At 50.7% G+C, this 25,519-nt stretch carries 23 protein-coding genes; 21 read left to right on the top strand and 2 right to left on the bottom strand.

Annotated elements, in window-relative coordinates:
• Positions 1-22 precede the first annotated feature (22 nt).
• Positions 23-1,786, bottom strand: coding sequence for an Rqc2 family fibronectin-binding protein (locus RQP52_RS10260; protein ID WP_315951264.1), 1,764 nt, complete (start codon positions 1,784-1,786; stop codon positions 23-25).
• A 182-nt stretch (positions 1,787-1,968) separates the two neighbouring features.
• On the opposite strand from RQP52_RS10260, the gene RQP52_RS10255 reads away from it, so the two are divergent.
• From RQP52_RS10255 to spoVM, 19 genes are all read left to right on the top strand, one after another.
• On the top strand, positions 1,969-4,761 hold the full coding sequence (locus RQP52_RS10255; RefSeq protein ID WP_315951262.1) for a calcium-translocating P-type ATPase, SERCA-type: 2,793 nt from the start codon (positions 1,969-1,971) through the stop codon (positions 4,759-4,761).
• A gap of 151 nt (positions 4,762-4,912) precedes the next feature.
• The gene (gene dapF / locus RQP52_RS10250) at positions 4,913-5,746 is read left to right on the top strand and encodes a diaminopimelate epimerase (RefSeq protein WP_315951261.1); all 834 of its coding nucleotides are present in this window, start codon (positions 4,913-4,915) and stop codon (positions 5,744-5,746) included.
• A 96-nt stretch (positions 5,747-5,842) separates the two neighbouring features.
• A complete protein-coding gene (locus RQP52_RS10245) occupies positions 5,843-7,717 on the top strand; it encodes a bifunctional homocysteine S-methyltransferase/methylenetetrahydrofolate reductase (protein ID WP_315951260.1) in 1,875 nt (624 codons plus the stop codon).
• A gap of 29 nt (positions 7,718-7,746) precedes the next feature.
• Positions 7,747-8,631, top strand: a complete 885-nt coding sequence (locus RQP52_RS10240; protein ID WP_157321380.1) for a YicC/YloC family endoribonuclease — start codon at positions 7,747-7,749, stop codon at positions 8,629-8,631.
• 34 nt (positions 8,632-8,665) lie between these two features.
• Positions 8,666-8,926, top strand: a complete 261-nt coding sequence (gene remA, locus RQP52_RS10235) for an extracellular matrix/biofilm regulator RemA (protein ID WP_009672664.1) — start codon at positions 8,666-8,668, stop codon at positions 8,924-8,926.
• On the top strand, positions 8,916-9,554 hold the full coding sequence (gmk, locus tag RQP52_RS10230) for a guanylate kinase (RefSeq protein ID WP_127452198.1): 639 nt from the start codon (positions 8,916-8,918) through the stop codon (positions 9,552-9,554). The genes remA and gmk overlap by 11 nt, the downstream gene beginning before the upstream one ends.
• A gap of 1 nt (position 9,555) precedes the next feature.
• Positions 9,556-9,789: a DNA-directed RNA polymerase subunit omega gene (gene rpoZ, locus RQP52_RS10225; RefSeq protein ID WP_315951249.1), complete on the top strand. Its 234-nt coding sequence runs from the start codon at positions 9,556-9,558 to the stop codon at positions 9,787-9,789.
• Between the two features lie 70 nt (positions 9,790-9,859).
• Complete coding sequence (gene coaBC / locus RQP52_RS10220; protein WP_315951247.1) at positions 9,860-11,080, top strand: bifunctional phosphopantothenoylcysteine decarboxylase/phosphopantothenate--cysteine ligase CoaBC; 1,221 nt, start codon at positions 9,860-9,862, stop codon at positions 11,078-11,080.
• Complete coding sequence (gene priA / locus RQP52_RS10215; protein WP_315951245.1) at positions 11,080-13,593, top strand: primosomal protein N'; 2,514 nt, start codon at positions 11,080-11,082, stop codon at positions 13,591-13,593. Before coaBC ends, priA begins: the two co-directional genes overlap by 1 nt.
• Positions 13,594-13,633: 40 nt before the next feature.
• Positions 13,634-14,116 (top strand): peptide deformylase, encoded by a 483-nt coding sequence (gene def, locus RQP52_RS10210; RefSeq protein WP_127452205.1) that lies wholly within the window; start codon positions 13,634-13,636, stop codon positions 14,114-14,116.
• A complete protein-coding gene (fmt, locus tag RQP52_RS10205) occupies positions 14,113-15,081 on the top strand; it encodes a methionyl-tRNA formyltransferase (RefSeq protein WP_315951242.1) in 969 nt (322 codons plus the stop codon). The genes def and fmt overlap by 4 nt, the downstream gene beginning before the upstream one ends.
• A gap of 24 nt (positions 15,082-15,105) precedes the next feature.
• Positions 15,106-16,563, top strand: a complete 1,458-nt coding sequence (rsmB, locus tag RQP52_RS10200) for a 16S rRNA (cytosine(967)-C(5))-methyltransferase RsmB (protein ID WP_379174133.1) — start codon at positions 15,106-15,108, stop codon at positions 16,561-16,563.
• 96 nt (positions 16,564-16,659) lie between these two features.
• A complete protein-coding gene (gene rlmN / locus RQP52_RS10195) occupies positions 16,660-17,730 on the top strand; it encodes a 23S rRNA (adenine(2503)-C(2))-methyltransferase RlmN (RefSeq protein WP_315951241.1) in 1,071 nt (356 codons plus the stop codon).
• A gap of 12 nt (positions 17,731-17,742) precedes the next feature.
• Positions 17,743-18,507 (top strand): Stp1/IreP family PP2C-type Ser/Thr phosphatase, encoded by a 765-nt coding sequence (locus tag RQP52_RS10190; protein ID WP_315951240.1) that lies wholly within the window; start codon positions 17,743-17,745, stop codon positions 18,505-18,507.
• Positions 18,504-20,621 carry a Stk1 family PASTA domain-containing Ser/Thr kinase gene (pknB, locus tag RQP52_RS10185; RefSeq protein WP_315951239.1) on the top strand — a complete coding sequence of 706 codons (2,118 nt, stop codon included), beginning with the start codon at positions 18,504-18,506 and terminating at the stop codon, positions 20,619-20,621. Before RQP52_RS10190 ends, pknB begins: the two co-directional genes overlap by 4 nt.
• On the top strand, positions 20,621-21,550 hold the full coding sequence (gene rsgA / locus RQP52_RS10180; RefSeq protein ID WP_315951238.1) for a ribosome small subunit-dependent GTPase A: 930 nt from the start codon (positions 20,621-20,623) through the stop codon (positions 21,548-21,550). The genes pknB and rsgA overlap by 1 nt, the downstream gene beginning before the upstream one ends.
• 6 nt (positions 21,551-21,556) lie before the next feature.
• The gene (gene rpe / locus RQP52_RS10175; RefSeq protein ID WP_315951237.1) at positions 21,557-22,207 is read left to right on the top strand and encodes a ribulose-phosphate 3-epimerase; all 651 of its coding nucleotides are present in this window, start codon (positions 21,557-21,559) and stop codon (positions 22,205-22,207) included.
• Positions 22,208-22,221: 14 nt separating this feature from the next.
• Positions 22,222-22,467, top strand: a complete 246-nt coding sequence (locus tag RQP52_RS10170; RefSeq protein ID WP_315951236.1) for a hypothetical protein — start codon at positions 22,222-22,224, stop codon at positions 22,465-22,467.
• A gap of 203 nt (positions 22,468-22,670) precedes the next feature.
• Positions 22,671-22,751: a stage V sporulation protein SpoVM gene (gene spoVM / locus RQP52_RS10165; RefSeq protein WP_014652194.1), complete on the top strand. Its 81-nt coding sequence runs from the start codon at positions 22,671-22,673 to the stop codon at positions 22,749-22,751.
• 98 nt (positions 22,752-22,849) lie between these two features.
• On the opposite strand, the gene rpmB is transcribed toward spoVM, so the two are convergent.
• Positions 22,850-23,038, bottom strand: coding sequence for a 50S ribosomal protein L28 (gene rpmB / locus RQP52_RS10160; RefSeq protein WP_127452218.1), 189 nt, complete (start codon positions 23,036-23,038; stop codon positions 22,850-22,852).
• Between the two features lie 340 nt (positions 23,039-23,378).
• Here rpmB and RQP52_RS10155 point away from each other — a divergent pair, with 340 nt between their 5' ends.
• Entirely contained in the window at positions 23,379-23,738 is a 360-nt protein-coding gene (locus tag RQP52_RS10155; RefSeq protein WP_315951234.1) for an Asp23/Gls24 family envelope stress response protein, read from the top strand.
• Positions 23,739-23,767: 29 nt separating this feature from the next.
• On the top strand, positions 23,768-25,501 hold the full coding sequence (locus RQP52_RS10150; RefSeq protein ID WP_315951233.1) for a DAK2 domain-containing protein: 1,734 nt from the start codon (positions 23,768-23,770) through the stop codon (positions 25,499-25,501).
• The last annotated feature ends 18 nt before the right edge of the window (positions 25,502-25,519 follow it).

Raw genomic sequence — 25,519 nt, 5'->3', positions numbered from 1 at the left:
TAAGATGCGCTAGGTTCTTTCTCTATTTTACAGTTACTTTCATTTGTTTGATTTCCTGTTCATCCGGCGTTACGAATAGCGTTTTCTGATTCACATAGATAACGAATCCAGGCTTGGAGCCATTCGGTTTATGGACATGTTTGATCGCTGTATAGTCAACAGGAACTTGGCTGGAGTGCTTGGCTTGGCTGAAATATGCGGCTAATTGCGCCGCCTCTCGCAGAGTTGCCTCGGAATAGTTGTCGCTTCGGATCACGACATGGGAGCCGGGGATATCCTTCGTATGCAGCCAAGTATCGGAGGAGGAAGCAAGCCGGTTGGTCAAAAATTCGTTTTGCGTATTGTTTTTGCCGACGTATATCGGGATTTGCTCACTAGACATATAACACGCCAAAGCAGGCTTATCTTTTTTCTTCTTTTTGCGCTGCTTTTTGTTGCGGTCGCGTATATAGCCCTGTTCCATAAGCTCATCGCGGATTTCTTCGATATCGGTCAAGGAGGCTACGCCCAGCTGCTGCAGCAAGGAATTCAGATACGTAATTTCCTGATGCGTTTGTACGATTTGTTCCTCGACAATGGCGGTACTGTTTTTCATTTTTGTGTATTTTTTAAAATAGCGCTGCGCATTTTCTGACGGGGTCAACAGCGGATCCAACGGAATTTTGATCAGGGCCTGATCTTCATCGTAGTAGTTGATCGTCTCAAGTTCGCGGTCCCCTTTGTTAACGGCATGCAGGGAAGCTGTCAGCAGCTCGCCAAGTATTCGAAATTTGTCGGCATCTTTGGAGTCCTCGACGGTCTCTTGCAGTTTTTCCAGTTTTTTAACATTTTTGTTCGATTCATTTTGTAAAAAACGGAGTAAATCCGCCACACGTTGTTTGACTGTATCTCTTTCGGCTTTGTCTCCATAAAACATCTCCAAGCATGCGCTAGGCGTCGGGTACGTCGTGGACGTGCCTTCAATGTGCGTGAGCGGTGTCATGGCGAAGAACAATTTGCCGGTACTTGTCTGCTCGGTAATGATAGGTTCGTAGTGGTGCTGACGCACAGCCGTCATCACACGGTCAAAAGCCTGCCACAAAGCGTCGGGATCGACCGTTTGTTCGCTTTCATCGCCCTTGCGGCTGCGGTATACGATCTCTTTGGCAATTAATGGGCTTAACCCGCTAAAGGCGGCGACAAGCCGATGTTCGGGTTTATCCGAACTAGAGGAATCTTCCTCGGACATTTGAGCCATCTCATCAAGGAAGGCTGGTTTATCCACGTTAAGTGGATTTTGCTTATCCTGCACAGGCGGTGTGACATACTTGCTTCCTGGCATGACAACCCGATAGGAGGAAATGGCAGGGGTTACGTGATGAATACCATCCAAAATGGTGTCCGTTGCCGGATCCAGCAGAATGATATTGCTATGCCGCCCCATAATTTCCACGAGAATTTCTTTGGTGCTCATATCGCCTAATTCATCTCGGTGGCGGATTTGCAGACGGATGACACGTTCCATGCCAATTTGTTCTACGGCTTCAATAACTCCGTTCTCACAGTGCTTGCGTAGGAGCATGCAGAACATCGGGGCATCCATTGGATTCAAAGAGGTTTGCTCCGTGAGCTGAACCCTTGGGAACGTGGGATTCGCTGAAAGAAGTAGCTTGAGATTTTGCCCTTGCGCCCGGATTTGCAGGATAACGTCATTCTCGCTGGGCTGGTGAATTTTATTAATGCGGCCACCGACACACGTTTGTAATTCATGAACAATCGCGTGCAGGACTAGTCCGTCTAAAGCCATGATACATACAACTCCATTCTAGGTGAAAACTTTGCTAATCTCTATGATGCCATACTTTTCACAAAAACTTAAGCCTTAGCCACCGGGAAAGATGATTTCAGGGATATTTTCCTGCTTGTCTGAATACATTTACGTATGAGTGGGAGGCAAGATCAAGTGGGAAGTGGGAGGGAGAAGGGCGAATGAGTCAGAATAAGTGGTACCAGTTGACATCGGAAGAAGTCCTGCAGTTACAGCAGGTGGACATGCAGCAAGGATTGCCCTGGGAAGAGGCCTGGAAGCGGCAGGGAGAAGCGGGTCGCAATGAGCTGACTGAAGGCAATCGCGTCTCTCCGATTACGCTGCTATTGAATCAATTCAAAGATTTCATGGTGCTGGTGTTATTGGGGGCAACTCTGATCTCCGGCTTGCTGGGCGAATATCTAGATGCTATCACGATCGTTGTCATTATTGTCATGAACGGCATCCTTGGCTTTACCCAAGAATTCCGCGCCGAACGTTCGCTACGCGCACTTAAGGAATTGTCAGCTCCGAATGCGAACGTGTGGAGGGAAGGCGCCATTCATCAAATACCGGCTCGTGATTTGGTGCCTGGCGATATTATTTTACTGGAAAGCGGGGACAGGATTCCGGCAGATGTGCGATTCTTGGAGACGAATGGCGTCTATATCGAGGAATCAGCGCTAACAGGCGAGTCTGTGGCCGTCAGTAAGCAAACAGCAGCGATTGCGCATGATGAAGTACCGCTCGGGGATCAGCGGAATCTAGGGTTTATGGGGACGATGGTTTCCAGAGGCACTGCCAAAGCTGTTGTCGTTAGAATCGGAATGAATACGGAAATGGGTAAAATCGCAGATTTGATTCAAAATACGGAATCCATGGAAACGCCGCTTCAGCACCGTCTGGAACAGCTCGGGAAAATATTGATTATTGTCGCAATCGCGTTAACCGTTCTCGTCGTCGTTGCCGGTATTATGCACGGACAACAGCCGTATGCGATGTTCCTGGCAGGAGTGAGTTTGGCCGTCGCTGCAATTCCAGAAGGTTTGCCTGCTATTGTGACAATAGCTCTGGCGCTTGGCGTGCAGCGGATGATTAAACGCAAAGCGATCGTAAGAAAGCTGCCTTCTGTTGAAACATTAGGATGCGCTTCGGTGATCTGCTCCGATAAAACAGGAACACTTACACAGAACAAAATGACCGTTACCCACTTATGGGTTGGCGGTGATGTGCTGGAAGTGACGGGGGACGGCTATACGCCGGTAGGGGACATTCAAATTGGCGGACAAAACGCCGATCTGCTCAAAAACCCTTCATTAAGCAGGCTGCTCCATGTGTCCGTGCTTTGTAATAACGCAACGTTATATGAAGAAAAGCAGGAGCTGAAACGGAAGAAAGGGAAGGATTCCAAAGAGAACGTCGTCTCTGTCTGGAATATCAAAGGGGATCCGACGGAAGGAGCGCTGGTTGTCCTAAGCGCGAAGAGCGGTATTACGCAAGAGTCGCTTAGTGACAAGTATAAACGGATCGCTGAATTCCCTTTCGATTCCGAACGCAAACGGATGTCTGTTCTGGTAACTTCGGAAAATGGACGCATGGCATGCACCAAGGGCGCGCCAGACGTACTGCTCCAGCACTGCAGCTACATTCTATGGGATGGCAAAGTCATTCCATTCACTTCTACGCTAAAGCAAAAAGTAATGGCGGCCAATGAAGGCATGGCAAGATCCGCTCTGCGGGTGCTTGGCATCGCCTATAAGGAGCTAAAAAGCACTGATCGCTACGACGACTATGAAACGGTAGAAAATGGCCTGGTTTTCATCGGCTTAACCGGCATGATTGATCCGCCTCGTAAAGAAGTGCGCGAAGCCATCTCCAAGTGCCGCAAAGCAGGCATTAAAACGATTATGATAACCGGCGACCATCAGACGACGGCAGAAGCGATAGCCAAACAGCTTGGCATGATTCAAGGCAGTGGCGTCAGCTTGAGCGGGCAGCAGCTCGCTTCCATGTCGGACGAGGATCTGGAAGCCAAGGTGAATGATACTTACGTGTATGCAAGGGTATCCCCTGAACATAAGCTGCGTATTGTCAAAGCTTTGCAGCGTAAAGGACATGTTGTCGCTATGACGGGTGACGGAGTGAACGACGCGCCGGCGATTAAAGCGGCTGACATTGGAATTGCGATGGGGATTACAGGGACGGATGTTTCGAAGGAAGCTTCTTCCTTGATTCTCAGCGACGATAACTTCTCCACGATTGTCGCAGCCATTGAAGAAGGACGGGGGATTTACGAAAACATCCGCAAGTTCATCCGGTATTTGCTGGCGTCCAATGTCGGCGAGATTATGACCATGTTTATCGCGATGATGGCAGGTCTGCCGCTGCCGCTGGTACCGATCCAAATTCTGTGGGTGAATCTGGTGACGGACGGCCTTCCGGCGATGGCGCTTGGTGTCGACCAAGCCGAGAAGGACTTGATGCAGCATAAGCCCCGCTCCTCGAAGGAGAACATTTTCGCCAGACGGCTCGGCTGGAAAATCATCTCCCGCGGAATTCTCATCGGTGTCTGCACGTTGGCGGCCTTCTGGCTCGTACTGCGGGCGGATCCTTCGGATGCCGCAACTTTATTGAAAGCACAAAGCGTCGCCTTCGCTACGTTGGTCATGGCTCAGCTGATCCATGTGTTCGATTGCCGCAGCTCCCGTTCGATTTTTCACCGCAATCCGTTACAAAATCGTTACCTTGTTCTTGCAGTATTATCCTCTCTTATTTTGATGCTCGCCGTTATGTATGTGGATACTCTTCAACCGATCTTCAAAACCGTTCCTCTTGGATGGAAGGATTGGATTCTCGTGCTCATCGCCGCAGGGATCCCGACCTTTCTTATGGGGCTGGGCAGCGTGCTCTCACCGAAGCGTACGAAAGGCTCTCGTCCTGCTTCCTATACATCATCCAAGGCAAGTTTCAGATAAGTTTAGATATGAGGCTGTCTCAGAGGTCTTGATGACCTTGGGGATGGCCTTTTCGCATTCAGCTGAACGAAAAACAGGAGAAAGGGCTATGCATTCAATCATTTTTGCGCTATGATATTGGCTAAAACACACATTTGGAGTGCTGAATACAATGAAATTTACAAAATTGCATGGTTTAGGCAACGATTTTATTGTCATAGCTGGTGAAAAAGAACTGCCTGCCGGTGTGGATCAGCTCGCGATCCGGCTGTGCAATCGCTTCTTTGGCATTGGCGCTGACGGCTTAGTATACATTCTTCCTTCTGAGAAGGCAGATTTCAAAATGCGCATTATTAACTCCGACGGATCCGAAGCTGAGCAATGCGGCAATGCGATTCGTTGCGTGTCTAAATATGTTTATGACCACAAGCTTACGGATGCAACGGAGATTACGGTTGAAACCTTGGGGGCAGGTGTGCAGAAAGTCCAACTGAATGTGCAAGAGGGGAAAGTTGCGACGGTCCGGGTGGATATGGGGCAGCCAATTTTGCAAGGACTTGAAGTTCCTACGACCGTTGATGAGGCCAAAGTAATCAATCATCCAATTGAGGTGGACGGAAGAGAGTTTCGGTTTACGGCTGTTTCAATGGGGAATCCGCACTGTGTCATTTATGTGGAGGATGCGGTTAATTTCGACCTAGCTGTTTGGGGGCCGAAGCTTGAAGTACATCCGATGTTCCCGCGTAAAATCAATGTGGAATTCGCTACGGTGAAGAATCGTGCGTTTACGGATATGCGTGTCTGGGAGCGGGGCGCAGGTCCTACCCTGGCTTGCGGGACCGGTGCTTGCGCTACGCTGGTATCTTCCGTTCTTAATGGGCTTACCGACCGTCAGGCTACGGTTTCGCTGAAAGGCGGAGATTTGTTCATCGAATGGAATGAAGAAGACAATCACGTGTATATGACAGGGCCTGCCGAAGAAGTGTATCAGGGTACGCTCGACTAGCACAGTATCAGAATAATTGATAAAGGTTTATCTTAATATCTCCCATCATTTGTGATACATTATAACTACATTTTTTTAGTAAGCGGGGAGATTATGATGAAACTGGATCTTCGAGCGGCGCTTCAGCGGGATATTTTGACCGGTGACGGCGCGATGGGGACTTATTTATATCAGATGGGATTTCCGGTAGGCATTTCTTATGAAGAACTGAATCTGCTCAGACCGGAAACGGTCGCTGAAGTGCACCGCCGCTATTTTGAGGCTGGTGCTCGCCTTATTGAAACGAATACCTTTTCGGCTAACCGTGAAAAATTATCTAAGTACGGGCTAGAAGGCGATGTTGAAGCGATCAACCGTGCCGGTGTGGAGCTTGCGCGGAAGGTTGTCGGAGGAGACGCTTATGTTGTTGGAGCGATCGGTTCGATTCGTGCCGGCAAACGCAAAAATGTACGTACTGCCGATGTCGAAGAGTCGCTGCGCGAACAGATCTCCATTCTTCTGGATTCACCGGTTGACGGGCTTATGCTCGAAACCTTCTATGATTTGGAAGAACTGCAGCTGGCGCTGCGCATCATTCGCAGCATGAGTGATTTGCCGGTGATCTGCCAGTTCGCGAATGAAGGAACCGGCAGCACGCAGGATGGCGTTCCGCTGCAGGAGGCGTTCCTGCGTCTGCGCGATGAAGGCGCTGACGTCATCGGTTTCAACTGCCGCGTCGGTCCGAACGGGATTCTCCGCTCGATGGAGAAGCTGTCGCCGCTGGCCGGCGTGCCGTTCTCCGCGTTCCCGAACGCGGGGCTGCCCGACTACGTCGACGGGCAGTACACGTATGCGGCGACGCCTCAGTACTTCGCCGAAAGCGCACTGCGCTTCGCGGATCTCGGCGCGCGCATCATCGGCGGCTGCTGCGGCACCACGCCGGAGCATATCGCCGCAGTCGCGAAGGCGCTGCAGGACTACGTGCCGGCTGAGCCGGGCACGGCGGTGTCCGCGCGCGCTGTGCGCGTGCTGGAACCGGCGCCGGCGAAACCTGCGCCGCCGGCAGGCAAACCTTCGCTGCTGGAGATCGTGAAGCAGCGCAAAACCGTCATTGTCGAGTTGGATCCCCCGCGGGATCTCGACATCGACAAATTTATGCAGGGCTCCAGGGCCCTGCAGGATGCGCATGTCGACGCCATTACGATGGCCGACAATTCACTTGCGGTGACGCGCATGAGCAACCTGGCGCTCGGCCACCTCGTGCAGGATAAGCTTGGTGCGCGTCCGTTGATTCATATCGCGTGCCGCGACCGCAACATGATCGGGACGCAGTCCCATCTCATGGGGCTTCATGCGCTGGGCATCGACCATGTGCTGGCCGTGACCGGCGATCCCGCCAAATTCGGCGATCTCCCGGGGTCCAGCTCGGTTTATGACCTGACATCCTTTGAGATCATTCGGATGATTAAGCAACTGAACGAAGGGATTGCGTTTTCCGGCAAGCCGCTGAAGCAGAAAGCAAACTTCGTGGTCGGAGCTGCTTTTAACCCGAATGTCAAGCATTTGGATAAAGCGGTTCAGCGTTTGGAACGCAAAATCGAAGCCGGCGCCGATTACATTATGACGCAGCCGGTATACGATGCTAGGCTAATTGAACAAATTTACGAAGCGACCAAGCATTTGAATATACCGGTTTTCATCGGGATAGCACCGCTCGCAAGCGGCGGGAACGCGGAGTATTTGCATAATGAAGTGCCAGGCATCCGGTTGTCGGATGAAGTTAGAACGCGCATGAGCGGACTCAAGGGTCCAGAAGGCCGCGCGATGGGCGTGGAGATTGCCAAAGAGCTGCTGGATGCGGCAATGCCTTACTTCAATGGCATCTATCTGATGACCCCTTTTCTAGCGTACGAGATGTGTGTTGACTTGACAAAGTATGTATGGGAAAAGTCGAAACGTCATGATTTCCACTTGTACCCACTTTCAAAATGAATTAAAATAGGGTAATGGATGTGATGAGGATGATTTGCAGTATGACCGGATTCGGACAAGCGAATCGTTCTTTTGCGGGATACAACGTGTTTATCGATGTGAAATCGGTCAATCATAGGTATAGTGAAGTGTCGATTCGAATGCCTAAGGAATGGGCGGTCTTTGAAGACGCTTTGAAGAAGACGGTGCTGCAAGCTGTGAGGAGAGGGCGCGTTGACGTCTTCGTTACAGCGGAACGTGAAGCGGCTTCCACCAAGAGCGTGACGGTCGACTTTGCTTTGGCAGATGCTTATTTACAGGCTGCTGAGGAGTTGAAGGGGCGCTATGGGTACGCCGAGCAGGTCGGTCTCAAAGATTTATTAAGACTACCGGATCTCATTCAGATGAAGGAGCTTCGCAAGGAGCCTGACGAGGAGATCGAACAGGAATTGTGCGCCTGCTTGCAGGAGGCCGTTGCCAAATTATCCGATATGCGGATGCGAGAAGGGGCATTTCTGGAACAGGACATTCGTGAGCGTCTGGCTGAGCTGAAACGGATCCATACGGAGCTGGAAGCTTTAGCGCCTGGAGTCGTGCAAGATTATGCGGCTAAGCTCACCAATCGCATTCAGACTCTCCTGCAGGATCAGACACCTGTGGATGAGATGAGGCTGGCGACAGAAATTGCGATTTTCGCAGATCGTTCTAATGTGGATGAGGAATTGACTCGTCTGAAGAGTCATTTTGGGCAATGTGATCAATTGCTTTCAGAGAAAGAGCCTGTCGGACGAAAGCTGGACTTCTTGATTCAAGAAATGAATCGGGAAGTGAACACGATCGGATCTAAATCCAATCACTCGGAGCCTACGGCTAGAGTCATTGCGATGAAGGCAGAGCTTGAAAAGATGCGCGAGCAAATACAGAATATCGAGTGAAGCGGCATGGAGCTTCGCGAGGAGGAAGCCCTAAATGGCTATCAAATTAATCAACATCGGGTTCGGCAACATCGTATCGGCGAACCGCATTATCTCGATTGTGAGTCCGGAATCGGCTCCGATCAAGAGAATCATTCAAGAAGCGCGTGATCGTCACATGCTGATTGACGCTACATATGGTAGAAGAACCCGTGCCGTTATTATCACGGACAGCGATCATGTGATTTTGTCGGCAGTACAACCAGAGACGGTAGCGCATAGACTTTCCAACAAGGACGATGATCATGACGAGTAATACGAACACTCTTGAGCGTGAGAGAGGTATTCTGATTGTTTTATCCGGACCTTCCGGGGTCGGTAAAGGTACCGTGTGCGCCGCGCTGCGCAAGTGCTCTCCGGATATCGTGTATTCCGTATCGGCTACGACCCGCTCACCGAGACAAGGGGAAGTCGACGGTGTCAACTATTTCTTCAAAACACGGGAGCAATTCCAACAGATGATTGATTCGGATGAAGTGTTGGAATGGGCGGAATACGTAGGTAATTTCTACGGGACGCCGAGACGTTTTGTTGAAGAAACGCTGCGCTCCGGCAAAGATGTCATCCTGGAGATTGAAGTTCAGGGTGCTTTGCAGGTGAAACAAAAGTTTTCCGAAGGCGTGTTTATTTTCTTGCTGCCGCCTTCGCTGGATGAGCTTGAGAATCGCATTGTAACGCGTGGTACAGAAACCGACGAAGTCATCCGCAGCCGCATGTCGATAGCGATTGATGAAATCCGTTTAATGGAACACTACGACTATGCAATTGTGAATGATCATGTGGAAACAGCGTGCTCCAAAATACAAGCGATTCTAACGGCTGAACATTGCAAAAAAGAACGCGTGTATCCCAAAATCGTACAATGGATAGATGAGGTGAAATAAAATGTTATATCCTTCAATTGATAAATTGCTAGATATCGTAGACAGCAAGTATTCCTTGGTTGTCGCTGCATCCAAAAGAGCGAGATCTCTTCGTGACGGCGCGAAATCAGACTTGAAAGGCCACAAAGCTCATAAGCATGTTGGTCTGGCGCTTGAAGAACTTTACGGACACTACATTGGCTACGAGAAAATCGAGCCGACAGAGAACGAGAAAGTGAAAGAAAACGAGAAATAAATCGCTTACCCAACAACCCTTTGTGGTTGTTATTTTTTTCCCAGAATAGCAGATAGAAGGGGGAATACTCATGAGTGTTTTGCAGGGTAAAACGATTGTGCTTGGCGTGTGCGGAGGGATTGCTGCTTATAAAGCGGCAGCGCTCACGAGCAAGCTGACTCAGGCGGGAGCAGTGGTCCGCGTCATCATGACAGAGTCCGCTGTTCAATTCGTGGCGCCGTTAACGTTTCAAGTTCTGTCTCGTCATCATGTATTCGTGGATACCTTTGATGAGAAAGATCCTTCTGTTGTTTCCCATATTAACTTGGCGGATAGCGCTGATCTTGTGCTTGTTGCGCCAGCAACAGCGAATACGATCGGTAAAATAGCGCTAGGTCTTGGCGATGACATGCTAAGTACAACGCTGCTCGCAACAACCGCACCGGTCTGGATTGCGCCTGCCATGAACGTGCATATGTATGCAAATCCAGCCGTGCAGATGAACATGCAGACGTTGCTTAGCCGTGGCGTACGTTTCATTGAGCCGGGCGAAGGGCAGCTTGCATGCGGATATGTCGGTAAAGGCCGGCTTGCGGAACCGGAGGAGATTTTTGCTGCGGTTGAGCGGCATTTTAAGGGAGAAACTCGGCGCCTTGAAGGGCAGCGGGTGCTAGTGACGGCCGGAGGTACGGTAGAACGCATTGACCCGGTTCGTTATATTACGAATGATTCTTCCGGTAAAATGGGCTATGCCATCGCGGAGGAAGCTGTACGCATGGGAGCTAAGGTGACTCTGGTCTCAGGTCCAAGCGCATTGCCTGTGCCTGCCGGTGTTGAATTGGTTCCTGTTCAGTCCGCGCTGGATATGAGAGAGGCGGTCTTATCCCGTTTTGAGGAAAGCCATGTGGTGATCAAAGCTGCTGCGGTTGCTGACTACCGCTCTGCGGTTATCGCGGATCAAAAAATCAAGAAAAAATCGGATTCGATGACACTGGAACTGATTAAAAATCCAGACATTCTACAGGAATTGGGTACGCTGAAAAAGCATCAGTTCGTCGTTGGTTTTGCTGCGGAAACTGAGCGGCTCGATGAGCATGCGCTGGACAAGCTGAAGCGCAAAAATTGTGATCTTATTGTCGGGAACGATGTATCGCAGGAAGGGGCGGGCTTTAGCGGGGATACGAATGTGGTGCGCATTTTCGACCGAAACGGACTCGTAGAAGCGCTGCCTATTCTGAGTAAGAAAGATGTAGCGCGCAGACTGCTGGAATTGACAGCGGACCGTTTACCCTCTAAGGCGAGGGAGTCCTGATGTACGCCAAGGTTATTGTGGATGTTCCTGCGAAACAAACGAACCGTGCGTTCGATTATGAAGTTCCCTCAGCGCTAAGGAAGTGGGTCGAGGTGGGGAGCCGTGTAGGCGTACCTTTCGGGCCTCGGGTGCTGCAAGGTTTTGTTGTGGAATTGCACGAGGACACACAGCTTGATGTGAAACGGATTAAACCCATACAGAACGTCCTGGATTTGGTGCCTCCACTAACCGATGAGCTCGTGAGGCTTGGCAGATGGATCAGTCATATGTACTTGTGCCATGAAGTCACAGCGCTGCAAGCCATGCTGCCCGCCGCACTCAAAGCGAAGTATGAGCGGGCGATTGAAGTTGGCGAGGAATCCGGTGAACAGTCGTTGCTGGACATGCCGGATTTACAAGCGATTGTGGCTTTCGTTAAATCCAAAGGATCCGTTCCGATGGATGCGTTAATGGATCGTTTTGCTGCCGACGGTGCCCTCATCAAGCAATTGCTTGGCGCGGGTATTTTGACGGAAGTGCAGGTCGTGAAAGACCGAATGAGCACGAAGAAGGCGCTGACGGTATTCCCTCCTGCCGGTGGCAGCGAGCTGGAGCAGGCGCTTTCCGAGCTTCCGGCGAGAGCCAACAAGCAGCAGGAAGTGCTGCGTTATTTGATGGAGCATCCCCACGCCATTCGGCTGACGGAGCTGATGGAAACGGTGGAAGTAGGCGCTTCAACGGTTAAAAGCTTAGCTGATCGCGGATGGATCGAGCTGCGCGAAGTCGAAGTCATGCGCGACCCTTATGCGGGTCGTGCTTTTGTGAGGACGAAGCCGCTTCCGCTAACAGAGGAACAGAGCCGTGTTTTCGCGGAAATTCGGGATGCTGTCGCCGAAGAGCGACATGAGGTCTTCCTTTTGCATGGCGTGACAGGCAGCGGTAAAACGGAGGTTTATTTACAATCCATCCAGCAATGCTTGGATATGGGGAAAGAAGCGATCGTGCTGGTACCCGAGATTTCGCTGACCCCGCAAATGGTGGAACGCTTCAAGGGACGATTCGGCGATCTGGTTGCTGTGCTGCACAGCCGGTTGTCGAACGGAGAACGATACGATGAATGGCGCAAAATTACGCGCAAGCAAGTGAAAGTGGTGATCGGCGCACGTTCCGCGATCTTTGCTCCTTTTACGAAAATAGGACTTATTATTATTGATGAGGAACATGAGTCTTCTTATAAGCAGGAAGAGAGCCCCAAATATCATACTCGCGATGTAGCGGTTAAGCGTGCTAGCATGCAGGGATCCGTCGTTGTGCTCGGTTCAGCGACACCTTCGCTGGAGAGCTTGGAGAAAACGAGGCGGCGCCGGGATCGGGTCGAACCTCCATACAGATTGCTGACGATGAAAGAGAGGGTGGCCAGCAGACCGATGCCGCCTGTGGCGATTATCGATATGCGGGAGGAATTGAAAAGCGGAAATCGCTCGATGTTCAGCACGGCGCTGTATAAAGCGATTGAAGATCGGTTACACAAGAAAGAACAGATTGTTTTGCTGCTGAACCGGCGAGGGTATGCGACTTTCGTCATGTGCCGTACTTGCGGGTATGTCTCGACATGTCCGCATTGCGATATTTCGCTTACGTACCATCAGAGCTCACGCATGCTGCGCTGCCACTATTGCGGCTATGCGGAACGCGAGGTAACCGAATGCCCTAGCTGTCAGTCCAAGCATATCCGCCATTTTGGCACAGGGACGCAGCGTGTCGAAGAGGAACTGGGCAAAATATTTCCAGGCATTCGCGTCATTCGAATGGATGTCGATACGACGACAGAGAAGGGTTCGCACGAAAAGTGGCTGACGATGTTTCGCGAGAAGCAAGCGGATGTGCTGTTGGGGACGCAGATGGTCGCCAAAGGGCTTGATTTTCCCGATGTGACCCTGGTGGGGGTTATTGCTGCGGATACCGTGCTGAATATCCCGGATTTCCGCTCGGCGGAGCGAACCTTCCAGCTTCTGACACAGGTGGCCGGGCGTGCGGGCCGTCATGAAAAGCAAGGGGAAGTGTTCGTCCAGACTTACACACCTGAGCATTATAGCGTGCAATACGCAAGCCAGCATGACTTTATCGCTTTTGCCAATCATGAGTTGGATGTTCGCGCGAATTTAGGCTATCCGCCTTATCAGCGCTTGATTTTGGTTACTTTTTCACATGAACAGGTGCCACTTTTGGTACGTTTTGCGGAAGCTTTTGTTACGAGGCTTAAAGAGATCGCGCGTGAGTATCAGGCGAAACAAATGGACCTGTTTTCAGACGCGGTATCCAATGACCAATCCTTCCAAATGGACGTGTTGGGCCCAGTCGCATCGCCTATTTCCCGAATCAAAGATAGATATCGATTCCAATGCGTGGTAAAATATCGTGGGGAAGATCAGGCGGCGGAGATTGTCGGCCGGACGGTGGCCTGGTTTGAAGAGCGCTCATCGAAGGAAAAGCTGCTGATCAGTGTGGATGTTGACCCGCAATATTTGATGTAAGAAATCCCAAATAGAGAAGACTCAAAGGTAGGTGCACGTTATGGCTATTCGTATTATTGTTAAAGATCCAGATCCTGTGCTGCGGGAAAAGGCGATCACAGTTACCAAATTCAATTCCAATCTGCATAAATTGCTCGACGATATGGCAGACACGATGTATGAGGCAGAGGGCGTAGGCCTAGCTGCTCCGCAAATCGGTATTCTCAAACGCGTGATTGTGATGGACTGCGGCGAAGAGCACGGCGGACTGATCGAAATGGTCAATCCGGAAATCGTGTCTTCCAGCGGCGAACAGCACGGACCGGAAGGCTGCTTAAGTATTCCTGGTCTTCGTGGTGATGTCACACGTGCTATGAATGTCACGGCCAAAGGCCAAGATCGCAACGGAAATCCAATCGAAGTTACAGGCACTGAGCTGTTGGCTCGCTGCATTTTCCATGAGATTGACCACTTGAACGGGATTCTGTTTACGGACCTGGCAACCAAAACATACACTAGCGATGAAGAGGAAGATTCTGAGTGAATATCATTTTCATGGGGACACCAGATTTTGCAGTACCTTCCCTGCAGGCTCTTCTGGAGGAAGGCTATAACGTGACGACGGTTGTCACGCAGCCGGACCGGCCGAAAGGACGCAAGCGCGTCCTGACGCCGCCGCCGGTGAAGGTGGAAGCGGAGAAGCACGGCATTCCGGTGCTGCAGCCCGAGAAGTTGCGCCAAGCGGATTCCGTGGAAATTTTGCGCCAGCTGAAGCCTGATCTGATTGTGACGGCTGCCTATGGCCAGATTCTGCCCAAGGCTGTTCTTGATCTGCCGAAGCACGGCTGCATTAACATTCATGCGTCCTTGCTGCCCAAGTATCGCGGCGGTGCACCGATTCATCATGCTGTGCTGCGCGGCGAAGCGACTACAGGCGTCACCATCATGTACATGGCTGTCGGACTGGATACAGGCGACATGATTTCGCATGTAGAGCTTCCAATTGAGGATACCGATACGACGGGGACTTTGTTCGAAAAACTAAGCATCGCCGGCAGCGAGTTGTTGAAACGCACCTTGCCGGATTTATTGGCAGGACGTATTCAGGCTGTCGCGCAGAATGAGGCTGATGCGATCTACTCTCCGAATATCCGCAGGGAGGACGAGCTGATTGACTGGTCTCGTTCGGCCGTGGAGATTTGGAATCAAGTGCGCGGCCTGAATCCTTTTCCTGGGGCCTACACCCTTTGGAACGGGGAAGTCATGAAGGTTTGGGAGAGCGCGAATCCGAAGGAAGCAACAAGCCGCAGCTTCGCAGAAGCTCCTGCTCCCGGAACCGTTCTAGGCAGCAGCGAGCACGGTATTGAAGTGATGACCGGCGAAGGTACGCTATGGCTGACTCATATTCAACCTGCTGGCAAAAAAGCGATGCCCGTCTCCGAATTTATTCGCGGCGTGCAAATCGCAGCAGGTACGACTTTCGGCAGTGTGGGCGAAGATCAGCCATAACTTAACAAAAATGAGGTATTCGATTTGTCAACGCATAAATCCAACCGTCCGAAACATGGATCGAACCAAACACAAGGGGCTCGCAAGCCCCTGTCATCAAAAACCTCCGGGGGCGCTGCGAAGAGCAGCGCTGTTAAGCATTCTGCCCGCGAAGCGGCGCTGGATGTATTGATTCGCGTTGAAGAGAATCAATCGTACAGCAATCTTCTGCTCAATCAGGTTCTGCAGAAGCATGCGCTGGAACGGGCTGATGCGGGGCTGGCGACAGAACTTGTGTATGGGACCATCGGACGTAAAAATACGATTGATTTCTTTTTGGAGCGTTTTGTGAGCAAAGGGCTCGCGAAGCTGGAGCCTTGGGTCAGATGCTTGCTGCGGCTGAGCTTCTACCAGCTGCATTATTTGGACCGCATCCCCGACCATGCGGTCGTCAGCGAAGCGGTCAATATCGCGAAGCGCCGAGGCCACCAAGGCATCTCGGGCATGGTCAACGGCGTGCTGCGCGCAATCATCCGCAGCAAAGCGGAGCTGGTGCTCCCGGCTGCGCTCGGCGACGTGAAGCGCATTGCGCTGGGCCACTCCCATCCGGAGTGGCTCGTGCGCCGCTGGATCCGTCAGCTGGGCCCTGAGCTGACGGAACAGATCTGTGCGGCGAACAATGAGCCGCCGCACGTGAGCATTCGCGCGAACGCGAGGCGCCGCAGCCGTCTGGAGCTGCTGGAGCAGCTCCAGGGCAGCGGTCTCAGCGCGGAAGCGTCAGAGCTGGCCCCGGCCGGCATCCTTGTGCAGGGGGCCGGTAACATGGCTTTGTCCCCCGGCTTCCTGCAGGGGGACTTCTCGATTCAAGACGAGAGCTCCATGCTCGTCGCCGAAGCTCTTGAGCCGCGTCCAGGCATGACGGTGCTGGACTGCTGCGCCGCCCCTGGCGGCAAGACCGCTCACATCGCGGAGAAGATGGATGATAGCGGTAAGATTTGGGCTTGTGATCTGCATGAGCACAAGCAGAAGCTGATCGCAGATCAAGCGGAGCGTCTGGGACTGACGTCGATTCAGACGCTCGTGATGGATGCTGCGAAGCTGGACGAGCATTTTGGGGCGGAGTCGTTTGACCGCATTCTGCTTGACGCGCCGTGCTCCGGTCTAGGCGTTATTCGCCGCAAGCCCGACTTGAAGTGGGCGAAGCAGGAAGCTGAGATCGATGCGATCAGCGAGCTGCAGTACGCAATCTTAAGCCGTGTCCATCGGCTGCTGAGGCCTGGCGGCGTGCTGGTGTACAGCACGTGTACAATTGAGCATGCGGAGAACGCCGGCATGGTGGAGCGTTTCCTCGCGGAGCATCGCGATTTCGAGCTCGAGCCGCTGCCGGCGGAAGCTTTTGCGAGCGTTGACCCGGCGGCTGCTGCAGCCGGCATGGTGCAAATTTTGCCGCAGCAATTCCATTCGGACGGCTTTTTCATTGCCCGGCTGCGCAAACGTGCTTAGCCCACAGAGGGGGATGTGTGTTCGGCCCCGCTTTGTGATAAAATAGACAGGATTAGCAATAAAGCTGGAATAAATAACAACAGGTTGTGATAAATAGTGTCTAATAAACCGTATTTGAAAGAAAAACCATTTGTATATGATTTAAACTGGGATGAGTGGCAGAGCTGGGTGAAAGAAAACGGCGAATCCTCATTTCGAGCTGGGCAAATTTTTGACTGGCTGTATATCAAGCGTGTGTTCAGCTTTGACGAAATGTCCAACTTGCCGAAGGCGCTGCGCGACAAACTGAAGGATCAGTTTGAATTCGTTACGCTGTCCGAGATCGCAAAGTATCAGTCCCAGGACGGTACCGTCAAGTTCTTATTTGAACTTGAAGATAAGAACGCGATTGAGACGGTCGTCATGAAACATAACTACGGCAACAGCATTTGCGTCACTACGCAAGTAGGATGCCGGGTTGGCTGTACATTTTGCGCATCTACGCTGGGTGGTCTTAAGCGGGATTTGAGACCGGGGGAAATTGTGGCTCAAGTCGTGAAAGCTCAAAAGCTGCTGGATGAGACGGGGGAGCGCATTTCTTCCATCGTGATCATGGGAATCGGCGAGCCGTTTGAGAATTATGAATCGACGATGAATTTCTTGCGCGTTATGATTCATCCGAAAGGTTTGAACATTGGACAGCGTCACATCACGGTTTCGACAAGCGGGATTGTGCCGAACATTTACAAGTTCGCAGATGAGAATCTACAAGTCAACTTGGCGATTTCTATCCATGCTCCGAACGATACGCTCCGTTCGAAACTGATGCCGGTCAATCGCAGGTTTCCTTTCGTTGATTTGATCGAAGCTTGTAAGTATTACATTGCCAAAACCGGCAGACGCATTACGTTCGAATATGCCCTCATGGGGGAAGTGAACGATCAGGCTGAACATGCAGAAGAATTGGCGAAGGTATTGAAGGATATGCCGCTTAGCCACGTGAACCTGATTCCTGTAAATTTCGTGGCCGAACGGGATTTCAAACGTACGCCTAGGGACGATATTTTCACCTTCCAACGTATTCTTGAAAAGGCCAAAATTAATGCCACCATACGCCGTGAACAAGGCAGTGACATCGCTGCTGCATGCGGACAACTGCGCGCGAAGCATATGGAGAGCAAGTCATGAGGTGAGATCAGGATGAAGATGGTAAGCCGTACCGATATCGGTAAAGTCCGTTTAGTGAATGAGGACCGCGCCGCCATACAGCATGAGCTGAATGGCCTTTCTTTGGCTATTGTTGCTGATGGTATGGGGGGACACCAGGCTGGCGATATTGCCAGCCAAATGGCAATTGATATGATCAGTAACGAACTGCAATCCATTCATTGGGGAATGCCCGTTGACGTTTGTAAGCAAGTGCTGAAGGAAGCGATCGAGAAGGCAAATGAGAAAATTTATGAGTTTGCCTCCGGACAAGAAAGTTATCATGGCATGGGGACGACCGTTGTCGCCGTGATCGCTTCGCAAGAGCTGCTGATCATCGGTCACATTGGCGACAGCCGTGCTTACAAAATTGCCGGGGAGTCGATCACTCAGCTAACGGAAGATCATTCCCTGGTGTATGAGCTTGTGAAGAACGGGCAGATCACCCTTGAAGAAGCCGATCATCATCCCCGCCGTAATTGGATTACGCGAGCGTTAGGCACAGAGCCTAGCGTAGAGGTGGATTTATACGAGTATTCGTGGCGGCCTGGGGATACCATTCTGATCTGCACCGACGGTTTAAGCGGATTAGTGGATTCCGGCGATATACTACGAATCGTCAAATCGCATGCCGAGCTGGATGCTGCTGCGAAACAATTGATTCAAAGCGCGCTGGATGAAGGTGGAGACGATAACGTAACGGTTGTTTTACTTGCGCACGATCCTGATTCGGACGAAAAAAGGGGTGATGGGAATTGATCGGTAGAAAGCTTGGGGGCCGCTATGAAATTCTAGACCGTATTGGCGGAGGCGGCATGGCTTTAGTTTATAAAGGGCATGATCTTTTATTAAATCGTAAAGTGGCTGTAAAAGTACTGCGACAGCAGTATGTGCATGACGAAGAGTTCATTCGTCGTTTCCGCAGAGAAGCTCAAGCAGCCGCTTCCCTTTCTCATCCTAATGTCGTCAGTATTTATGACGTGGGACAAGAAGAAGATGTGCATTACATTGTTATGGAATACATAGAAGGCACTACTTTGAATGATTTAATTAAGGAGAGAGCACCGCTGCAGGTGGAAGACGCTGTTCATTACGCCAGCCAAATTGCAGATGCGCTCGATCACGCTCATCATAATGAAATTATTCACCGCGATATTAAGCCGCACAATATTTTGATCGGTAAAAACGGCCGTGTCAAAGTGACGGATTTCGGTATCGCACGGGCCGCTACGTCTTCCACGATTACGCAAACGGGAGCCGTTGTCGGTTCTGTGCATTATTTCTCACCGGAGCACGCGAAAGGTACGAATACCGGCGAAAAATCCGATTTGTACTCCCTCGGTATCGTGATGTATCAAATGCTGACGGGCCGCCTTCCGTTTCTTGGGGAAAGTCCGATTTCCGTAGCTTTGAAGCATTTGCAGGAAGATGTGGAAGATCCTCGTAAAGTTAATCCTCTCATTCCTCAGAGTGTGGAAAACATCATTCTGAAGGCCATGCGCAAAAAGCCCGATGAACGCTACCAGTCTGCAAAGCTGATGATGGCGGATCTTGATACGTGTTTAAACCCGGATCGCCGGAATGAAGCGAAAGTGGCTTTTTGGGATGCCGACGGCATGGACGAGGAGCGTACCTTGGTAATGCCGGCCATTCGTGCGGATCAGCTTGCGAGCTTCGATGATGACGACGACGAACCGGAGAAGCCTGCTTGGCGCGAGGAAGCTGCTCCCAAGAAGGGGAAGGGCTGGATTAAGCCGCTTGTATGGATCGTCATTTTGCTGATGATTCTTGGCGCTATGTGGTACGCGGTCGGCTACGTGAAAGGGATGTTCACCATTGAAACGGTCGAGGTGCCGGACGTGGTGAACAAGACGTTAACGCAGGCGGAAGCCGAACTGACCAGCGCCAAACTCGGTTTTACGGTAGAGTATGATCAGGAGAGCAAAGCGCCTAAAGATACGGTCATCCGTCAAAATCCTAGCGGCATGCGAATGAACGTAGGCACCAAGGTGACGCTATACGTTAGTAAAGGCGCTCCCAAGATCAAGATGGAAAGCTACATTGGACAGCAGCTCAAAGACGCCAAGCTGAAGCTGGAAGCGCTCGGGATTGACGATAGTCAGATTACGTTCACGCAAACGACGACAGATGATCCGCCGGATACGATCCTGAAGCAAACGCCGCTAGTCGGGGAAGAATTTGAGCTGGATAAAGCAGCGATTACCTTTGTCGTAAGCAAAGCGAAGGAAACCTTCAAAATGCCGGATCTCGTCGGCATGACGGAGGCTGAAGCGAAGGCGCAAATCACCAAGCTGAACCTTAAGCTTCCTGCGAACGGCATTACACGCGAGAAGAGCTACAAGGTTGCCAAAGGGAAAGTCATCAAGCAGTTTCCGTATGATAAAGACACGGATGTTTCAGTCGGTTTCGAAATCTCGCTGATCATCAGCGACGGGTTGCCGGAGGATGCCGGACAAGTGACGGTTAGCGTCCCTGTGAAACCGACGACGGAGGGCAAGGATTCCGAGTTTAAAATCATCGTAAGCGATGCGCAGTACGAGAACTTCGAATACAAGACGGAAAAAGTGTCGAAGCCTCAAAACCTGGATGTCAAAGTCATTGTTTCTCCGGATAAGAAAGCCGTCATCCTGATTAAAGAGGGAGACAACTTGGTTAACTCCATTACGCGTACCTATCAAGATTATTTAGATCAAAAGAACGGTAAGACCGTCTCGCCGAGCCCTAGCGTCTCGCCTTCGTCATCGCCTAAACAGCAAAACAACGGGCCGGCTATTCCGGTTGGCAACAATGGCAATGGGCAAGGCCAATCAGGCGGGGCTGCCTCTAAACCACCAACTGGAGGCACAAATTAATGCCGCAAGGAATGATTGTTAAAGCTTTGAGCGGTTATTACTATGTTCTGCCCGAAGGGGCGGAGCTCCAGGATGCCAATATGATTACATGTCGCGGCAGAGGCGTGTTCAAGAACAGGAAGATTACGCCGCTTGTCGGGGATCGGGTCGTCTTTGAGGAAACGGAGAATGGGGAAGGAACCGTTACTGAAATCCTGCCCCGCTCTTCGGAACTGATTCGTCCTCCGATTGCCAATGTGAACGTGGTTGTGCTTGTTTTCTCCGTTACGGAGCCTGTTCTGAATTTACAGCTGCTAGATAAATTTCTTGTTCATATTGAACATACAGGCATCGAAGTTGTCCTTTGCTTCACCAAAAGTGACTTATTGTCAGAGAACCATGACGCTGCCGGCTCGAAAGAAATGACCGTTGCGGAGTTGGAGCGGATTACGAAGCTGTATGAGGGCATCGGTTATCCTGTGCTGAAGACGAGTTCTCGCCTGAAAGAGGGTGTGGAATCGATTCTGCAACATCTGGAAGGCGCGGTCAGCGTATTCGCGGGGCAGTCCGGTGTAGGCAAGTCCTCTTTGCTCAATGAAATGATTAGCGGCCGTAACTTGGAGACCAATGAGATCTCTCAACGTTTGGGCAGAGGGAAGCATACCACCCGCCATGTTGAGCTGCTTCCATTGAACAATGGCGGGCTTGTTGCAGATACGCCGGGATTCAGTCAGCTGGATTTCATGGAAGTCGACGCCGAAGGGCTTAGCAGCTGCTTCAAAGAGTTCGCTGAGGTAGCGGAGGGCTGCCGGTTCAGGGGTTGTTTGCACCTGCATGAGCCGGATTGCAAAGTTCGTGATGCGGTGGCCGAAGGAACGATTGCCGCTTCGCGTTATGATCATTACTTGTTATTTTTAGGGGAAATCAAGGATCGGAAGAGGAGGTATTAGGAACGAATGGTACACGTAGCACCTTCAATTTTATCAGCAAACTTCGCTAAACTAGGTGAAGAGATTAAAGACGCCGAACTTGGCGGAGCGGATTGGATCCATGTAGATGTCATGGATGGCCATTTCGTGCCCAATATTACGATTGGACCACTTGTTGTTGAAGCTATACGTCCGGTGACGAAGCTGCCGCTGGATGTACATTTGATGATTGAGCAGCCTGACCGCTATATTCCTGACTTTGTTAAAGCGGGCGCTGACCTCATTTCCGTGCACGTAGAGGCTTGTACGCACCTGCATCGCACGCTTCATCTGATTAAGCAAAGCGGTGTCAAAGCAGGGGTTGTCCTTAACCCTGCAACTCCGATTTCGCTTATTGAACACGTGCTTGATGAGAATCTGGATCTTGTGCTTATTATGACCGTCAATCCTGGCTTTGGCGGACAAGCGTTCATTCCGGGCATGCTTAGCAAAATCCGCGCATTGCGCGATCAATCGAACGCCAAGGGCCTGAGCGGTCTTCACATTGAGGTGGACGGCGGTATTAACGAAGTCACGGCTCGCCAGGTGGTCGAAGCGGGAGCCGATGTGCTCGTCGCCGGCAATGCTGTATTTGGCCAGTCCGACCGCGCCGATGCAATTAGACGAATTCGGGGGTAGAGGGGAGCGGGACGATGAGATTTCTCTGGCTGTTTCTGTACAGTCTGGTATGCGCCGTGCTTCTTGCGTGTTTTTCTAACATACACGATTTTACGAAGTATATTTTTTCACTCGGTGCCTTGTATCTGGGGATGCGTTTCTTCCGTCGGTTTGAGGGACTCGGATTTCGGATTTGGTTTATCGTGATTGCCGTGATCTTGTATTTCATCTTCAGCTTAATTTATGCCCTATACACGCAGATGGGTATAACTGCACCCTAGCTGCATACATATAGTTACAAGAGCGATGCGCTCTTGTAGCTTTTTTTGCTTTCTGGAAGCGAATAGATCGGAGAAAGTAAAATAGAAGGTACTTTTTCACGACCGGGGCATATACTGTTGTAATGATGTTAGTGCTCACGAAGTCGAAGTCGGTCTTCGGGCATGCGTCCGTTTACTGGCTAAACTCTAAGGAGGGGTAGAGAATGAAGTTCTACACAATCAAGCTACCAAAATTTTTGGGTGGATTCGTGAAAGCTGTGCTTAATACGTTTAGCAAAAACTAAGTTGGCTAACACATACGAAGTCCGAATTCCCCAGAAATGCAAAAAAAGCACCGGAAGGTGCTTTTTGTCTTTTTACATAAAGTATAAGTATCCGAAAATTAAACGCGAGCCACTTTACCGGACTTCAACGCACGAGCACTTACGTAAACCCGTTTCGGTTTGCCATCAACGAGGATGCGAACCTTTTGAACGTTAACTCCCCAAGTACGCTTATTTTTATTGTTAGCGTGGGACACGTGGTTTCCTGATTTAGGACTTTTACCTGTAACGAAACATTTGCGGGACATGTTTGACACCTCCTTCGGCAGTATACAAAGCAGCCTGGGTGGCAAGCCTAAGCTTGACATGACAGCTTTCCTCAAATTTAGACTTTGCTTCTTGCGATTCTTGTAATAACCAGCAAAAACACACTTAAATATAATAGCATAGCAAAAGGAGCAGAGTCAACGAATTACCTTCTTTTTTGCCGTTTATTTATGAAGTATGTTATAGTACAATGAAGATTAGCCCACCTTTCCGAATACATAGTCATTGACGTTTTTGGCGTCAACTTTGCTAAAGCAAAGCTGGAATGGGAATACTTACATAGTTAGTCGATAATGTGAAACATGAAGGAGTTGTTAGATAATGCCAATTGAACTCACAACCGAGTTTGGAAAAGTGTATATTACCGATGAAGTGATTTCAACTCTGGCGGGATCCGCTGCGTTAGATTGTTATGGACTTGTTGGCATGGCCACCAGAAAGCAATTAAAAGACGGAATAGCAGAACTGCTGGGACGGGACAATTTAAGCCGCGGTGTCGAAGTTCGTCGGGAGAACGGGCGACTCGAGATTGATCTTTATATTATTGTCAGCTATGGAACCAAAATATCCGTAGTTGCCGGCAATGTCCAAACGAAAGTCAAATATATTTTGAACGATGTTGTAGGGCTTCATGTGGACGATGTGAACATTTTTGTTCAAGGCGTTCGTGTAGCCAAATAAAAGCCCGATAACCAGGAAGGGGAATCACTTTGAGTAAGCGCTTTATTTCAATAAATGGAAATGACTTCACTGCCATGGTCTTGGCGGGTGCGGATAACCTTCGCCGAAATGTAGACAAGGTTAATGGTTTGAACGTTTTCCCTGTACCCGATGGAGATACCGGCACCAACATGAATTTAACACTCACCGCTGGTTGTGAGGAACTGAAAAAGAAGCCATCCTCTCATATTGGGAAAGCAGCTGATGCATTGTCCAAAGGGTTACTGATGGGCGCCCGGGGTAACTCCGGGGTTATTTTGTCACAGCTGTTTCGCGGATTCGCGAAGCATGTGCACGATCTTGAGAATGTGAATGCACAGCAATTCGCGGCTGCGTTGCAGCAAGGCGTTGAGACAGCGTATAAGGCTGTCGTGAAGCCGGTAGAAGGCACGATTCTGACAGTGTCCAAAGAAGCGGCCAAACATGCCACGCAGTATAAACGCGGCGGCGATGTGCTCGAACTGATGCAGGAAGTGTTGAGCAAGGCGAACGAAGCCCTCGCTAGAACACCTGAGCAGCTTGCTGTGCTCAAGCAGGTTGGCGTGGTAGATGCAGGAGGCCAAGGGCTTGTCTGCGTGTATGAAGGCTTTGTCACCGCATTAAACGGCGGTTTGCTTCAGGTAGAAGAAGACTACGCGATGATGGATACAAGACTCGATACGGTTTCCGTCGTTCCCGGTTTGAACCTCGCCAAAGAAGTCCACGCACATCTTCCGGCGCAGGCGCATTTGGCTACGGAAGATATTGAATTCGGTTATTGTACGGAATTCATGCTAACGATTGAACCTGGCAAGGTAGCAGGGCATGTTTTCGATGAAGGCAGGTTCCGCGACCAGCTTAGCAAACTAGGAGATTCTTTACTCGTCGTTGCCGATGACGAACTGGTCAAGGTGCATATTCATGCCGAATACCCAGGCGAAGTCATGAACCAGGCGATGAATTACGGCGCTCTGAGCCGTATCAAAATTGAAAATATGCGCGATCAGCATTCACATATATTGGAAGAGATGACCACGGAAGGCTATGAGGCTCCTGTGTCGACTGCTGTAACAGAGGCAGCACCGGGCAAGGCGTATGGATTCGTTGCAGTCGCTTTGGGCGAGGGCATTACGGAGATTTTGTCCAGTGTAGGCGTTGATGTCGTATTGTCCGGCGGACAGACCATGAATCCAAGCACAGAGGATATCGTGAATGCGGTTAACAGCATTGATGCGGAAACGATCTATGTGCTGCCGAATAACTCCAACATTATCCTCGCAGCGCAGCAAGCAGCTGATCTGGTCGACAAAACGTTGATCGTGATTCCATCCAAATCCATTCCCCAAGGTCTTGCAGCCATTCTGGCGTTCCAAGAGAAAGCCGATGCCCAAACGAATACGGAAGCGATGAACGAATCCCTTCGCCGTGTGAAGTCCGGTCAAGTGACGTACGCGGTGCGTGACACGAATATGGACGGCATTGACATCAAGCAGGGGCATTTTATCGGTATTCAAGATGGCCGGATTGTGTCTTCACAGCCAAGTCTGATGGATGCTTGTAAAAAGCTGCTCGAAGAGATGATTGATGAAGGCAGCGAGATCGTGACCATCCTCACCGGAGAAGATGCCGTGAGCGCAGAGACAGAAGAGCTGGAAGCCTTCATTCAGGCGGTTTATCCCGAAATTGAAGTCGAACTTCATCCTGGCGGGCAGCCATTGTACGCGTACCTGTTCTCTGTAGAGTAAACGATCATCCTCACAGTG

The sequence above is a fragment of the Paenibacillus violae genome, from assembly GCF_032461945.1.
Classification (GTDB): Bacteria; Bacillota; Bacilli; order Paenibacillales; family NBRC-103111; genus Paenibacillus_E; species Paenibacillus_E violae.
This window is presented reverse-complemented; position numbering and strand designations above follow the sequence as displayed.